This window comes from Actinoalloteichus sp. AHMU CJ021, from assembly GCF_002895405.1.
GTDB classification, from domain to species: Bacteria; Actinomycetota; Actinomycetes; order Mycobacteriales; family Pseudonocardiaceae; genus Actinoalloteichus_B; species Actinoalloteichus_B caeruleus.
On the sequence record NZ_CP025990.1, the window covers coordinates 5,374,943 to 5,390,092 of the forward strand.

Genomic DNA, 15,150 nt, shown 5'->3' on the forward strand with positions numbered 1-15,150 from the left:
GGGTTTCCCGTCACCGAGCACTGCCGTTGCGCCCCTCCGCCGTACTCGTCCCGCCATCGGTTCCGGGACATCGAGGAGTTGACGATGACTGCCACAGCTCAGCTCACCCCGAACGTCCGCGTTCCCCACGCGGTGCGACTCACTGGCGTCCGCAAGACCTTCAGCCGGGGAGCTGATTCCGTTCCGGTGCTCGACGGGGTGGACCTCGAGGTCGGTCCCGGGGAGTTCGTCTGCCTGCTCGGAGCATCCGGGTGCGGCAAGAGCACGATGCTGAACCTGGTCGCCGGCCTGGACGTCCCGACCGAGGGAACGATCAGCCCGGGCTGGCGCCGACCGGCCATGATGTTCCAGGACGCGGCCCTGTTGCCGTGGTTGACGGCGGCGCGCAACGTGGAGCTTCCGCTGCGGCTGGCCGGGGTGGGACGGGCGCGACGTCGGGCGCGGGCCGAGGAACTCCTCGGCCTCGTGCGGCTGTCGGGTGTCGGGGGCCGGCGTCCCCACGAGTTGTCGGGCGGTATGCGGCAGCGGGTGTCACTGGCCAGGGCGCTCGCGTCGATCGACACGCCGCCACCGGCCGGGGCCGGTGAGATGGGGCCGGGCGGTGCCGGGTGCCCGCTGCTGCTGATGGACGAGCCGTTCGCGGCGCTCGACGCCATCACCAGGGATGTCCTCCAGTCGGAGTTGCTCCGGGTGTGGCGGGCCAACGGGATGGCCGTGCTGTTCGTCACCCACGACGTGCAGGAGGCCGTGCGGTTGGGGCAGCGGGTCGTGCTGCTCTCGTCCCGGCCGGGTCGGGTGCACCAGGAGTGGCGGACGGCGGACGTGACCGACAGGGACGGGCTGATCCGTGACATCACCGGCCGGCTGCGGGAGGTGATCAGCGCCCATGCAACGGTCTGAACCGGACCCGACCGGAACCTCGACCCGATCGGGTGAGGGCGATGTCGGGGCCGGGTTGGACGCCCTGGACATGCCCGTGGCGGAGCGGCGGTCGAGGACGCGGCTGGCGGCGGTGCTTCCCCCGCTGGTGGCGTTGCTGGCCCTCGTCGTTCTGTGGCAGGCGCTCTGGGCGACCGCCTGGTTGCCCGAGTACCGGTTGCCCGCGCCGCTCGCCGTGTGGGAGGTCTTCTGGGCCCTGGTGGAGGACGGCCAGGTGTGGGGCATCCTGTGGACGTCGGTGCACCGCGCCGTGCTGGGGTTCGCGGTCGGAATCCTGATCGCGACCCCGTTGGGGCTGCTCGTGGCTCGGGTGCGGTTGGTGCGGGCGGCGATCGGTCCGCTGCTGATCGGTCTGCAGAGCCTGCCCTCGGTGGCGTGGGTTCCGGCGGCCGTCCTGTGGTTCGGCCTCACCGACGCCGCCATCTACTTCGTCGTGCTGTTGGGGTCGGTGCCCTCCATCGCCAACGGTCTCGTGTCGGGAATCGACCAGATCGACCCCGCCCTCCCCCGAGTGGGCCGCGTGTTGGGCGCCCGGCGACTGGCCGCCGCACGGCACGTCCTGCTCCCGGCGGCGCTTCCCGGGTACCTGGGCGGTCTGAAACAGGGGTGGGCCTTCTCCTGGCGATCGTTGATGGCCGCCGAGCTCATCGCGATCTCGCCGCAGCTGGGGGTCGGGTTGGGCACGTACCTCAGCCAGGGGCAGGCGTTCAACGACATGCCGGTGGTGATCGCGGCGATCCTGCTGATCCTGTTGGTGGGCATGGGGATCGAACTGCTCGTCTTCCGCCCGGTGGAGCGGTCGGTGCTGCGGGCACGGGGCCTGGCGGGTGGTCTGGGGTGAGGGGGGCGGAGTCGTCGCCGTGGCCCTGCCGCCGGGGCCGGGCCGAACGTTCCCGCGAGGGCGGGCAGGTGTGAGCCGGAGGCTGGTGGGTAGTCCTCGGGCACGGGTGGCGGTCGCTCCGCGTCGCGGAGAGCGCGGGCCGGGGACACCTGGCGGAGTGGTCGCGCCCGCCCTCGGTGTTCCGGACCGACCGGCGGCTCTCCTCCCCGGTGGGTGGTGCTCCTGGCCCAGTCGTCGGGGTATGAGCGCCGGAACGACCAGCCGCGCCCCTATCGCACGGAGTCCGGGAACGACAGGAAAGGGTGTGGCATGAGCGAGACCGTGGGTGACTACCTGGTTCGGCGGCTGCGGGACTGGGGGGTGCGGCAGGTCTTCGCCTATCCGGGGGATGGCATCAACGGCATCGTCGCCGCCTTCGGCCGGGCTGACAACCAGCCCCGCTTCGTGCAGGCACGCCACGAGGAGATGTCCGCCTTCCAGGCCGTGGGGTACGCCAAGTTCAGCGGCCAGGTCGGTGTGTGCCTGGCGACCTCGGGGCCCGGGGCGATCCACCTGCTCAACGGCCTCTACGACGCCAAGCTCGACCACGTCCCGGTGGTGGCCATCGTCGGGCAGACCGACCGCAGCGCGATGGGCGGCAGCTACCAGCAGGAGGTCGACCTCCAGACGTTGTTCAAGGACGTGGCCAGCGAGTACCTGGTGGAGGTCAACGTCGCCGAGCAGTTGCCCAACGCCCTGGACCGGGCCATCAGGGCGGCCGAGGCGTCGCGTTCCCCCACGGCGCTGATCGTCCCCGGTGACCTCCAGGAGGAGGAGTACACCCCGCCCCGGCACGAGTTCAAACAGGTCCCGTCGAGCCCGCCCAGCCACGTCCGGTCGGCGGTGTCGGCGCCGGAGAGCGACATCGCCGCCGCGGCCGAGGTGCTCAACGCGGGGGAGCGGGTGGCGATCCTGGTCGGGCAGGGCGCCAGGAACGCCGCCGCCGAGGTCCGCGAGGTCGCCGACCTCACCGGGGCCGGAGTGGCCAAGGCCCTGTTGGGCAAGGACGTCCTGCCCGACGACCTGCCCTACGTGACGGGCGCGATCGGCCTGTTGGGGACGCGGCCGAGCTACGAGATGATGCGGGACTGCGACACGCTGCTGATCGTCGGTTCCAACTTCCCGTACTCCCAGTTCCTCCCGAAGTACGGGCAGGCCAGGGGCGTGCAGATCGACATCGACGGCCGCTTCATCGGGATGCGGTACCCGACCGAGGTCAACCTGGTCGGCGACGCCGCCACCACCCTGCGCGCGTTGGCGCCCCTGTTGCGGCGACGCGAGGACTCCGGGTGGCGGGGGACCATCGAGAGGAACGTGGCCGACTGGTGGACCACGGTGGACCGGCAGGCCGCCGTTCCGGCCAGGCCCGTCAATCCGATGCGGGTGGTCTCCGAGCTGTCCAGGCGCCTGCCCGACAACGCGATCGTCACCGCCGACTCCGGCTCGGCCGCCAACTGGTACGCCCGCAACCTGCGGATCCGCGGTGACGTCCGGGGTTCGCTGTCCGGGACCCTGGCGACGATGGGGCCGGGGGTCCCCTACGCGATCGGCGCGAAGTTCGCCCATCCCGAGCGGCCGGTCGTGGCGCTCGTCGGGGACGGGGCGATGCAGATGAACGGCCTGGCCGAACTCATCACGATCGCCCGGTACCGGAACCTGTGGTCGGACCAGCGTTGCGTCATCTGCGTCTTCCACAACAACGACCTGAACCAGGTGACCTGGGAGCTGCGCGCGATGGGGGGTGCCCCGAAGTTCGAGGAGTCGCAGACCCTGCCGGACGTCGACTACGCGGCCTTCGCCCGTTCGCTCGGGTTGACGGCGATCACCGTGGACGATCCGGAGGACCTCGGAGCGGCGTGGGACCGGGCCCTGAGCGCGGCCACCCCGACCGTGCTCGACGTCCACTGCGACCCGGAGGTGCCGCCGATCCCGCCGCACGCCACCGCCGAGCAGGTGCGGTCGGTGACGGAGGCCGTGCTGAAGGGAGACCCGGAGGCCTTCCACATGATCGCGCAGGGGCTGCGGACCAAGGCGCAGGAGTTGCTTCCCGGGCAGCGGGGCTGAGGCGGATCGCCAGCCGGTCCTGGTGGGGTGGGACCGCCCCAGGCCCGTGGTCGGCGGCCCGTGGGATGGGCCGCCGATCGAAGCGGGGAGGGCGCCGGCCGGGTGCCGGAGCGGCCCGGACAGTATCCCACACCGGGTCCCGCCGCTCGGCGGTGTTGGGCGCTGGAGCGCGGCACGGCACCCGTTAGGGTCCCGCGCATGGCAGCGGAGAACGGCACCTTCGTCCACTCCGGTCCGGTCCGCCTGTGGACCAGGCGGGTCGGTGACGTGGAGCATCCCCCCGTGCTGCTGGTGATGGGGACCTCGGCGTCGTCGGTGCTGTGGCCGCCGGAGCTGGTGGACCGGCTCCTCGCCGCCGGTTGCCAGGTAGTCCTCTTCGACCACCGGGACACCGGGCTGTCCGACACGGTGGACTTCGAGCGCGATCCCTACACCGTCGCCGACATGGCGGGTGACTGCCTCGCCGTCCTGGACGCCTTCGGCATCGCGTCGGCCCACGTGGTGGGGATGTCGCTCGGGGGGACCATCTGCCAGTGGCTGGCCGTGCACCGCCCTGACCGGGTCCGCGGCCTGACGGCGGTCATGACGTCCCCGCTGGGGGAGGACCCGGAATCGGCCTGGCGGCGGGCGTTGGCGGGCCAGGATCCCGATCCGGGGGCGCTTCCCCCGCCCGCGCCCCGGTTCCTGCGCCATCTCGCCGCTCGCGCCGAGACCGGGGGCGAGACGCGTGCGGATCGCGTCGAGTCCGCCACCGAGACGTGGCGGGTCCTCCACGGGGAGGTGCTCCCCTTCGACGAGGCCGAGGCACGTCGGGTGTCGGCCCTCGGGTATGACCGGGACCGCGACCCGAACTCCGGGGACAACCACGCGCTGGCGGGGCGGATGACCGAGGACCGGCGGGTGGACCTGTCCCGGATCGCCGCGCCGACCCTGGTCGTGCACGGCACCGAGGACCCCGTTCACGCGGTGGAGCACGGCCTGCGGCTGGCGGCGTTGATCCCCGGCGCGCGGCTGCGCGTCGTACCGGGGATGGGGCACGGGCTGTTCTCCCCGGGACTGCCGACGACCGTGGCTGATCTGGTGGCCGGACACGTCGCTGACGTCGAGCGCCTCGGCTGAGCCGGAGCCGCCGTGGTGGGAGCGGCGGGGCTCAACCCGTCGGGGTCGGCGGGGGCGGCGCGGACCGTTCCTGGGCGGGTGGCCAGCCTGCGAGCACCTCCCGGGCCACCTCGGGGACGGACCGACCCGTGGTGTCGACCACCACCGTGTCGGGTCGGCCGGTGCGTCGTCGGATGGTCTCCACCTGGCGTGCGGTGCGGACCAGTTGCTCCTCGGCGCCGGACCCCACCTCGCGGCGGAGGACGCGGTCGGCCAGGGTCGACTCGTCCGCGGTGAGGCGAGCGACGGTGAAGGCGGCTCCGGGAACGGCGTGGGCGATCCAGGGCAGTTCCGAGGCGATGTCGGCGAAGACCCCGGTGAGGACGAGGCGGCTGTGACCGGCGGCGGCGAAGTTCCCCCAGATCGCCGCGAGGTTGCTGCCGGCCAGGCCGGCGCCGGGTGAGTCCGGTGGGGGCTGGGGGTGGACGCGGTCCAGTTCGTCGGTGTCGATCAGGGCGTGCGGCACGTCGCGGGCGGCGAGCAGGCGACCGATCTCGTAGGCGGTCGTCGTCTTGCCCACCCCGGCCGGTCCGCGGAGCACGAGGACGTGAACGGGTTCCACGTCCGGGATTCTGCCGGTGGCGGGAGGGTTGGGGCCATCGGATATCGCCGTGGTCCGCGCGGCCGGGATGGGAGCCCACCGTGTTCCCCGGGGAGAGGGTGCGGGCGGTGGTTGGGTGGCGGAGCGCCCGTCAGCGGTGAGGTGGGGCTGGAGATCGCGGTTCCCCGGAACCGGTCCGAAGGGCGGCAGCCGTGAGCCGCTCGTGGGCTGGGACGCGGGTGGCGGAACGGGTGACGCGGGGCGCCGGGGGAACGGGACCGCGCGGCCGGAGGGAACATGATCGACACCACTCCGGGGTGGGGAACATTCGGGTGGATTCGGCCGTTCTGTGGCCATGCGTCCTGCCAGTCCTGAATTGACCGAATTTCACGCGGTTCTCACGCGGAATGATCTCGTTGTGGTCGCGGGACTGCCAGGAGCCGGAAAGAGCACATTGTTGCGGAACGCCGAGAACACCGTCGGCGCGGTCATTCTCGACTCGGACCAGATGCGGAGCTGGCTGGGGACGACCCTGCCCTCGTGGGTCGGCTACCGTTGGTACCGGCCGCTGGTGCATCTCTGCCACCACGCCCGCATCGCGGTGTTCTGCGCGCTCAGCGCGCACCCGGTGGTCGCGCACGAGCCGGCCACCCGGATCAGCACCCGGGTGGTGCTGCTCCTCGTGGGTGCGCTGACGGGACGGACCTGTCATTTCGTGTGGGTGACCGCACGGGTGGGGGAGGCATTGGAGGGGCAGCGGGCGCGAGGTCGGGTCCTGGGGCGGCCGTCCTTCGCGCACCACGTGCGCCGGGCCCGGCGGGTGGAGCGGGCGTTGTTGGGGGGTCGCATCCGGGGATGGCGGTCGGTCACCGTGCTCCGGAGGCCGGACACCGGTGCCCGGCTCGTCCTGCGGAGGCGGTGACCGCACCGCTGGTCGCACCCTCGACCCTGGGTCTTCCTCGTCCCGTTCGGTTCGGGGAGCAGCCGGGTCAGCGCGGCCAACCGGCCGTGGGCGGGCGTTCGCGTCGTCTCGCGGTGACCCGTGCGCTGGGGGGCCCAGCACCCGGCCCAGCACCCACTCGTCGTTCGAGGTGAGCACGGCCCCCGTGCGGCACCGGAGGTCCGGGGGCCGTGGCGGGCGGAGCCCACCCCTCGGCCAGCGCGGAGGGGGCGGTCCAGCCGGCCGTGGAGTCCCCTGGTGCTCCGCGCGGGCGCGCCGTGGCGTCCCCAGGGGCGGGTCGGTGAGGTGAGGACGATCGCCTCAGGCCGACGCCGACGCCGACGCCGACGCCGACGCCGACGCCGACGCCGACGGGGTCGAGGGCGTCGAGGGCGTCGAGGGCCAGCGGGCGGTCGAGCAGGGCCGCCACGTCCGCCCCTGGAGGCGCCGCTCGGGAAGGACCCCGGTGCGGGGAGTCGAGTGCGGCGACCAGCTTCCTGAGGCCCTCGTCCAACACCACGTCCAGCGGGTCCGTCGGGAATCGAAGTAGTGGTGGAAGGAGGTCCTGCTCCTGCCGAGGGAACGGATGATTCGATTCAGGTATCATATTCGTAGCACGATTCCGGGAATTCCTGTTCGACGGTGGTCAGCAATCGTGGTCGCCGGTCCGGCGGTACGGATCCTTGTTTTCCCGGCGCGCGGCCGCGGGTTGGATTCGGGTGTGGACCGGCTGGTCCCCACCGGCTTCCCCTGCCTATCGGTCGGGTGTGGACCGCGTTGCCTGCCCGCCCCGGCGCGCCCCCCCGGCTGGTGACCGCCTCGTGGCCCGCGCCGGGTCTCGGACGGCACCGGCTCCTTCGACGGCCCCCGTACCTCGGCAGCGGGGGTGGTCGACGGGGCCGACGTCCCAGCCGGCCGACGTCCCAGCCGGCCGGCGTTCGGCCGTGCCCCGGGGGAAGCCGGCTGTCCCCGCTTCCCGCTCAGGTCGGGCCGAGTTCGGCGGAACGGGCGAACGACGGCTGCGCGCCGGGCCTGGTCACCGAGAGGGCCGCGGCGCGCACGGCGGTCCGCGCGGCGTCGATCAGCGACGCGCCAGCGGCCAGCCGTGCCACCAGCGCCCCCGCGAAGGCGTCGCCCGCTCCGGTCGAGTCCACGGCCCGCACCGGGGGAGCGGGCACCATGATCGGTTCCGCGTCCCGCTCCGCGACCACGGCCCCCGCCGGGCCGAGCGTCACCACCGCGGAACGCGGCCCGAGGGCCAGCAGGTCACGGGCGGTTCGCCGCGCCCGCACCGAGGGCGGTCCGGTCGCCTCGGCGCCGGGGGGACCGGGCAGTGCGGCGGCGAGCAGGTGGGACGCCTCGTGTTCGTTGACGATCAACGGGTCGAGGGCACCCAGGACCTCACCACCGAGGTCGGCGACGGGGGAGAGGTTGACCACGACCCGCACCCCGGCCTCGGTGGCCACCCGCACGGCCCGCCGCACGGCGGGGAGCGGCACCTCCAGGGAACAGGTGAGCACCGTCGCCGTGGCGATCCGGTGCGAGGCCGCGTCCACGTCGGCCTCGGAGACCGAGGAGTTCGCCCCCGGTGCCACGACGATCGAGTTCTCCCCGTCCGCCGTGACGGTGATGTAGGCGACGCCGGTGGGCCGCTCGTCGTCGCGCACCAGGTCGGTACCGACGCCGGCGTCCCGCAGTGACGCGCGCAGCAGGTCACCGTGCTGGTCCGTGCCCACGGCGGCGAGGAGGGACACCCGGCCGCCCAACCTGGCCGCGGCCACCGCCAGGTTGGCCCCCTTCCCCCCGGGGGCCACCGTGGTGTCCGAGCCGAGCACGGTCTCGCCCGGGCCGGGACGGCGGTCCACGGTGACCACCAGGTCCGCGTTGGCCGAACCGACGACCAGGACACCACCACGCTCGTCCACCAGCGCCCCCTCGCGCTCTCGATCGATCGCTCGGCCGTCGTCACCGGGCGCCACCGTGACCCCGTCCCCCGCCGGACCGGCACGGTGCCCGGCCCGGGACGGGAACCCCGCCCCGGGCCGGCGGGGTCACAGTCCGCTGGCCAACCGGTCGGCCAGCAGGCGGGTGAAGCGCGGCGGGTCGCTCAGCTCGCCGCCCTCCGCGAGCAGCGCCATGCCGTAGAGCAACTCGGCCGTCTCGGCGATCCCCTCGTCGTCAGCCCGCTCCTCGTGCGCCTTGCGCAGCCCGCTGACCAGCGGGTGCGCCGGGTTGAGCTCCAGGATCCGCTTGGTGTGCGGAACGTCCTGGCCCATCGCCCGGTAGAGCTTCTCCAGCTCGGGCGTGACGTCGTGCTCGTCCCCGACGAGGCAGGCGGGGGAGGTGGTCAACCTCGAGGACAGCCGCACCTCCTTGAGGTTGTCCTCCATCAACGTGCCCATCCAGGACAGCAGGGCGGCGAACTCCTCCGCGCGCTGGTCCCGCTCGCTGTCGCCGCTCTCCTCGTCGTCCTCGGCCTTCAGGTCGGCCTGGCCCTTGGCGACGGACCGGAACTTCCTGCCGTCGAACTCGCCGACGGCATCCACCCACATCTCGTCGACGGCGTCGGTCAGCATCAGCACCTCCAGGCCCTTGGCCTGGAAGCCCTCCAGATGGGGGGAGTTCTCGATGACCGACCGGGTCCGACCGGTCAGGTAGTAGATCTCCTCCTGACCGTCCTTCATCCGCTCGACGTACTCGCGCAGCGAGGTGGTGGCCTCGGCGTCGTTCGTCGAATGGAAGGAGACGACGTCGAGGATCGCGTCCCGGTTCGCCGCGTCGTTGAGCAGCCCCTCCTTGACGACCGACCCGAACTCCTTCCAGAAGGTGCGGTACTTCTCGGGTTCCTCCGCCATCATGGTCTTCAGCGCGCCGAGGACGCGCTTGACCAGGCGGCGGCGCATCAACTGGATCTGGCGGTCCTGCTGGAGGATTTCCCTGGAGACGTTGAGCGAGAGGTCCTGGGCGTCGACGACGCCCTTGACGAAGCGCAGGTACTCGGGGAGCAGCGCCTCGCAGTCGCCCATGATGAAGACGCGCTTGACGTAGAGCTGGAGGCCGCGTCGTCCCTCCCGCATGAACAGGTCCATGGGGGCGCGGGAGGGCAGGAACAGCAGGGCCTGGTACTCGAAGGTCCCCTCGGCCTTGACGCTGATGGTGTCGAGGGGGTCGCTCCAGTCGTGGGTGAGGTGCTTGTAGAACTCGGAGTACTCGGCCTCGCTGACCTCGTCGCTCGACCGGGCCCACAGCGCCTTGCGCGAGTTGATGGTGGTGGGCTCGGGCTCGGCGCCCTCCTCCGCGCCGGGCGGCACGACGTCCATGCGGATGGGCCAGGTGATGAAGTCGGAGTAGCGGCGGACGATCTCCTTGACCTTCCAGTCCGCGGCGTAGTCGTGGAGCGCGTTCTCCTCGTCCACGGGCTTGAGGTGCAGCGTCATGGTCGTGCCCTGCGGCGCCTCGTCGACCGACTCCAGGGTGTAGGTGCCCTCGCCGGTGGACTCCCAGCGGGTGCCGACGGTCTCGCCGGCGCGACGACTCACGACGGTGACCCGGTCGGCGACCATGAAGCAGGAGTAGAAGCCGACTCCGAACTGGCCGATCAGTTCCTCGGAGGCGTTGGCGTCCCGCGTCTCCCGCAGTTTCCTCAGGAACTCGGCGGTGCCGGACTTCGCGATGGTGCCGAGGTTCTCCACGAGTTCGTCACGCGACATCCCGATCCCGTTGTCGCGCACGGTGAGGGTGCGTTGTTCCCCGTCGGTGGAGAGGTGGATGTGCAGGTCCTCGGTGTCGACGTCCAGGTCCTTGTCGGCGTAGGACGCGAGACGCAGCTTGTCGAGCGCGTCGGACGAGTTCGAGATCAGCTCGCGCAGGAAGATGTCCTTGCTTGAGTAGATGGAGTGCACCATCAGTTGCAGGAGCTGGCGAGTCTCGGCCTGGAACTCGAGGGTTTCCGTTTGCGTGTTCACTGGTTTCCTTTCAGGAAGGCCGCACCGCGGCCGAGGGTACGACCACCGTCGCCCCGGCACCAGGGTGCCCGGCCGGGGAGGTGTGACCGGGGCTGCCGTCGGGTGCGCGCCGGGAGCCGACGTCCTCTCGGACGGCCCGGTCGGGCGGTCTCGTCATCGTCAACCCGGGTGGCGGGACGGTCCCGGGGCGTCGTTCACGGCGGAGGTCCAGGCCGCCGCCACCGCCTGACCGGCGCCGAACCCCTCCGCGCTCGCCAGGACGCGGCCGTCCCGGACGAGGGCCGCCCGTTCCGTGGTGTCGCTGACCCCGTCGTCGCCCAGCTCGGCAGCGAGGGCGGCCGCGCCGGCGCAGATCACCCGGAGCCGGGGCCACGCGGCGCGGGGGAAGGACGAGCGGAGCAGGGTGCCCAGGCGGGTCACGGTGAGCCGGGCGAGCGGTCCCAACTCCGCCGGCTCCCCGGTGACGACGCCGACCGTGACCGGCGTGCCGGCCGGTGCCGTGCGGACGGCGGCCTCCACCGTGGCCAGCCGGTGCAGGCCCAGCACCAGCACCACACCGTCCTCAACCCGGGCCGGTTCCCCCCGGACCGCGTCCATGCCCACTGGGTACGCCCACGGGCGGTCGGCCGGCGTGGCCGGCGGGGGGTCCGAGGTCACGGTGATGCCCCGGTCGAGCCCCAGGTCGGGGAGGCGTTCGCAGGCGCGCACGATCGCGAAGGGTTCGACGTACCCCGGTGCCGTCGAGGCCAGCTGGCCCGCCCCGTGCAGGAGGGTGAGGGCGGTTTCCGCGAGGCCCACCAGATCGCGGGCCGGCGAGCCGGGAGGGTGGAGGTTCTCCAACGCCAAGCCGAGCAGGAGCGCGTCGAGTTTGGTCAACTGGGCGAAGGGAATCCGGGCGTGTTCGTCGGCCAGGATCTCCGGGAGCAGGTCCATGCTCAGCCGGGCGCCGTCGTACCGCTGGTCGGTGGCCAGCGGCAACCCGCCGACCCAGGCCCTGGCGAAGGCGCTGAGCGCCTGCCCGGCGGAGGTCGCGGTGTCGGGGCCGTGGCCGGGGTGCGTGGAGGGGGCCTCCCCCGGGGGGACCACCGCCCGTCCCGCCCGCTCCGCCTCGTGGGCCAGCACGGCGAAGTACAGGGCTCGTTTGCCGGGGAAGTTCGAGTAGATGGCGCCGCGGGTCAGGCGGGCGCGGGCGGCGATGCTGTCGATCTTGGCGTCGCGGAACCCCCGGTCGGTGAACTCCGTCCGAGCCGCGTCCAGCACGCGGGCGCGGTTGCGTTGCCGCGTCTCCGCCCTGGTGAGCCGGCCCATCATCCACCTCGCTTCCGTCGCCGCTCAAGATACCGCCACCGTGTATATGATCGGATCATCTGACTGTGGCCGCCGCCCCGTGGAGTTCGCCATGACCAGCGTGGGTCGCGCCACGCCACCCCGTCCACCCGTCCCCGGCCCCGGGGTGTGGAGACCCGTGTTCCGCCAGCCCGCCGCCCTCCGGCGGTGCGGCTCGAACCCCCGGGAACCCGTCGGGCGCCTCGGCCGGCGTCCCCCGTGTTCCCTTCCGCCAGCACCCGGTGAGGAGACGTTTTCGAGTGACACGTATCGGTGACGGCGGCGGTCCGCTGCGGTGTTCGTTCTGCGGGAAGAGAGGGGAGCAGGTCAGACGGTTGATCGCGGGCGCGGTCGGCGTGCGGATCTGCGACGAGTGCGTGGGCCTGTGTCGCGAGCTCCTGGCCGAGGAGATCAGCAGGTCCCCCGAGGAAACGCCCTCGGCGCCGCTGACCGAGTTACCCCGCCCCCGTGACATCCACGCCTTCCTCGACGAGTACGTGGTGGGGCAGGACGCGGCGAAAAGGGCACTGGCGGTGGCCGTCTACAACCACTACAAGCGGGTGCTGCGCCCGGAGGGGGAACCGGGCCGGCACTCCACCTCCCGGGAGGCCGTCGAACTCGGGAAGTCCAACGTCCTGCTGATCGGCCCAACCGGTTCCGGGAAGACCCACCTCGTCCAAACCCTCGCCCGGGTCCTGGACGTGCCCTGCGCCATCACCGACGCCACCGCCCTCACCGAGGCCGGCTACGTGGGTGAGGACGTGGAGAACATCATCCTGCGGTTGCTCCAGGCCGCCGACCACGACGTCAGCCGGGCGGAGAAGGGCATCATCTACGTCGACGAGATCGACAAGGTAGCCCGCCGGGGGGACAGCCAGAACGCGGCGAGGGACGTGTCCGGTGAAGGGGTGCAGCAGGCACTGCTCAAGCTCCTGGAGGGCACCGTCGCGAACGTGTCCCCGCAGGGGGGCCGCAAGCACCCGCAACAGGAGTACGTGCAGGTGGACACCACCAACGTGCTCTTCGTCCTCGGTGGAGCCTTCGCCGGTCTGGAGCACATCGTCGAGCAGCGGTCGGGACACCGGGGGATCGGGTTCGGCGCGGTCCTGCGCGGCGCCCAGGACCGGGAGCGCGACCGGGAGGCGGCGTTGCTCGACGTGCTGCCCGAGGACCTGGTGCGGTTCGGCCTCATCCCCGAGTTCGTCGGCCGGGTACCCGTCGTGACCACGCTGCGGCCCCTGGACCGGGCGGCGCTGGTGCGGATACTCACCGAGCCCCGCAACGCCCTGATCCCCCAGTACCAGAAGCTGTTCCGGATGGACGGTGCGGAACTGGAGTTCACCGGGGCCGCCGTCGAGGCGGTGGCCGACCAGGCCCTGCTCCGGGGGACGGGGGCCCGCGCCACCCGCGCCGTGCTGGAGGAGGTCCTGCTCACCAGCATGTACGCGGTGCCCAGCCGGGGGGACGTGGCCAAGGTCGTGGTCAACGAGGACGCCGTGCGGCACGGGGTCGATCCGGTGATCGTGCCCAGGCAGCGACCCCAGCGGCGTCGACAGCGCCGCGACCGGTCGGCCTGAGCACGGGGGCGGCCGCGCCGGTGCCGCGTGGCGGCGCGGTCAGTGGGACTCCCTGTGCACGGTCGAACCGCTCGAACCGGTGAGGAAGTCCAGGTCGGCGCCCCGGTCGGCCTGTTGCACGTGGTCGACGTACAGCCGTTCCCACCCCCGGGTGGGGCGGGCGTAGGCGTCGGTGGTGGCCGGGGGCGGTTGGCGTCGGCGCAGCTCCTCGGCGGGCACGTCCAGCCGCAGCTCGCGGCGGGGGAGGTCGAGGACCACCGGGTCCCCGGTCCGGACGAGGGACAGCGGCCCGCCCGCCGCCGCCTCCGGGGCGACGTGCAACACCACGGTGCCGTAGGCGGTGCCGCTCATCCGGCCGTCGCAGATCCGCACCATGTCCCGCACACCGCGTTCCAACAGCTTCCTCGGCAGCGGCATGTTGGCCACCTCCGGCATCCCGGGGTAGCCGCGCGGCCCGCACCCCCGCAGCACCAGCACCGAGTCGGCGTCCACCTCCAGATCGGGGTCGTCGATCCGGGCACGCAGGTCCTCGACGGACTCGAACACCACGGCGGGACCCCGATGGCGCAGCAGCTCGGGGGAGGCCGCCGCCGGTTTGATGATCGCCCCGTCCGGCGCGAGGTTCCCGCGCAGCACGGCGATCCCGGCGGACGGTCGCAGCGGGGCGGAGCGGTCCCGGACGACCTCCGGGTCCCACCGGGGGGCCTCGGCCACCAGGTCGACCAGCGGCGGGCCGGTGACCGTCAGGGCTGTCGGGTCCAGCAGGTCGCTGACCTCCCGCAACACGGCCAGCAGACCACCGGCCCGGTGCAGGTCCTCCATGAGGAACCGGCCGGCGGGTTGGAGGTCCACCAGCAGCGGGACGTCGGAACCGATGCGGTCGAAGTCGTCCAGGGTCAGCTCCACGCCCACCCTGCCGGCGATGGCCAGCAGGTGCACGACGGCGTTGGTGGAGCCGCCCACGGCCGCCAGGGCGACGATCGCGTTGTGGAACGAGGCCCGGGTGAGCAGGGTGCTGGGACGCCGGTCGAGGGCGACGAGGTCCACGGCCAGGCGCCCGCTCCGGTTGGCCTCGGCCAGTAACCTGCTGTCGGGGGCCGGTGTGCCGGCGAGACCGGGCACGACCATTCCGAGGGCCTCGGCGACCAGCGCCATCGTCGACGCGGTTCCCATCGTGTTGCAGTGCCCCCGACTGCGGATCATCGCCGACTCCGACGCGGTGAACTCCGCCGAGGAGAGGGTGCCCGCCCGCACCTCCTCGCTCAGCCGCCAGACGTCCGTGCCGCAGCCGAGGGGGCGGCCGCGGAAGGTGCCGGTCAGCATGGGGCCGCCCGGCACCACGACGGCGGGCAGGTCCACCGAGGCCGCTGCCATCAGCAGGGCCGGGATCGTCTTGTCGCAACCACCGAGCAGGACCACGCCGTCGACCGGGTTGGCGCGCAGCATCTCCTCCGCCGCCATCGCGGCCAGGTTCCGCCACAGCATCGCGGTGGGCCGCACCTGGGTCTCACCGATCGACATCACGGGCAGGTCCAGGGCTATCCCCCCGGCCTGGTGCACGCCGTCCCGCACCGCCCCGGCGACCTCGTCCAGGTGGGAGTTGCACGGAGTCAGGTCCGAGGCCGTGTTGGCGATGGCGAGGTGGGGCCGGCCGGAGAACGCGTCGGCGGGCAGGCCCCGCCGCATCCAGGCCCGGTGGATGTAGGCGTTGCGGTCCACGCCCGCGTACCACTGGTCACTACGCAGCTCACGAGTCACGG

At 72.6% G+C, this 15,150-nt stretch carries 11 protein-coding genes; 6 read left to right on the forward strand and 5 right to left on the reverse strand.

Annotated elements, in window-relative coordinates; translation table 11 throughout:
• The first annotated feature begins 84 nt into the window (after positions 1-84).
• The 4 genes from C1701_RS22830 (at position 85) to C1701_RS22845 (ending at position 5,002) form a co-directional block, all read left to right on the forward strand.
• Complete coding sequence (locus tag C1701_RS22830; protein WP_026420701.1) at positions 85-900, forward strand: ABC transporter ATP-binding protein; 816 nt, start codon at positions 85-87, stop codon at positions 898-900.
• Entirely contained in the window at positions 887-1,780 is an 894-nt protein-coding gene (locus tag C1701_RS22835) for an ABC transporter permease (RefSeq protein ID WP_103056570.1), read from the forward strand. The genes C1701_RS22830 and C1701_RS22835 overlap by 14 nt, the downstream gene beginning before the upstream one ends.
• Before the next feature lie 309 nt (positions 1,781-2,089).
• Positions 2,090-3,883, forward strand: a complete 1,794-nt coding sequence (locus C1701_RS22840) for a thiamine pyrophosphate-requiring protein (protein WP_026420699.1) — start codon at positions 2,090-2,092, stop codon at positions 3,881-3,883.
• Between the two features lie 198 nt (positions 3,884-4,081).
• Positions 4,082-5,002: an alpha/beta fold hydrolase gene (locus C1701_RS22845; protein WP_103056571.1), complete on the forward strand. Its 921-nt coding sequence runs from the start codon at positions 4,082-4,084 to the stop codon at positions 5,000-5,002.
• A 31-nt stretch (positions 5,003-5,033) separates the two neighbouring features.
• Here C1701_RS22845 and C1701_RS22850 read toward each other — a convergent pair whose 3' ends face one another.
• Positions 5,034-5,603 (reverse strand): hypothetical protein, encoded by a 570-nt coding sequence (locus C1701_RS22850; RefSeq protein ID WP_051314410.1) that lies wholly within the window; start codon positions 5,601-5,603, stop codon positions 5,034-5,036.
• 436 nt (positions 5,604-6,039) lie between these two features.
• Between C1701_RS22850 and C1701_RS22855 the strand changes: the two genes are divergently transcribed.
• Complete coding sequence (locus tag C1701_RS22855; protein WP_245588986.1) at positions 6,040-6,504, forward strand: Zeta toxin; 465 nt, start codon at positions 6,040-6,042, stop codon at positions 6,502-6,504.
• A 998-nt stretch (positions 6,505-7,502) separates the two neighbouring features.
• Here C1701_RS22855 and C1701_RS22860 read toward each other — a convergent pair.
• The 3 genes from C1701_RS22860 to C1701_RS22870 all read right to left on the reverse strand — a co-directional run bounded on the left by C1701_RS22860 (position 7,503) and on the right by C1701_RS22870 (position 11,795).
• Positions 7,503-8,447, reverse strand: coding sequence for a ribokinase (locus C1701_RS22860; protein ID WP_103057154.1), 945 nt, complete (start codon positions 8,445-8,447; stop codon positions 7,503-7,505).
• 126 nt (positions 8,448-8,573) lie between these two features.
• On the reverse strand, positions 8,574-10,487 hold the full coding sequence (gene htpG, locus C1701_RS22865) for a molecular chaperone HtpG (protein ID WP_026420695.1): 1,914 nt from the start codon (positions 10,485-10,487) through the stop codon (positions 8,574-8,576).
• Positions 10,488-10,646: 159 nt separating this feature from the next.
• Positions 10,647-11,795: a TetR/AcrR family transcriptional regulator gene (locus C1701_RS22870; RefSeq protein WP_103056572.1), complete on the reverse strand. Its 1,149-nt coding sequence runs from the start codon at positions 11,793-11,795 to the stop codon at positions 10,647-10,649.
• A 278-nt stretch (positions 11,796-12,073) separates the two neighbouring features.
• Between C1701_RS22870 and clpX the strand changes: the two genes are divergently transcribed.
• A complete protein-coding gene (clpX, locus tag C1701_RS22875) occupies positions 12,074-13,390 on the forward strand; it encodes an ATP-dependent Clp protease ATP-binding subunit ClpX (protein WP_026420694.1) in 1,317 nt (438 codons plus the stop codon).
• A gap of 39 nt (positions 13,391-13,429) precedes the next feature.
• Here the strand turns inward: clpX and C1701_RS22880 are convergent, their stop codons facing one another.
• Complete coding sequence (locus C1701_RS22880; RefSeq protein ID WP_051314406.1) at positions 13,430-15,148, reverse strand: IlvD/Edd family dehydratase; 1,719 nt, start codon at positions 15,146-15,148, stop codon at positions 13,430-13,432.
• Between the last annotated feature and the right edge of the window lie 2 nt (positions 15,149-15,150).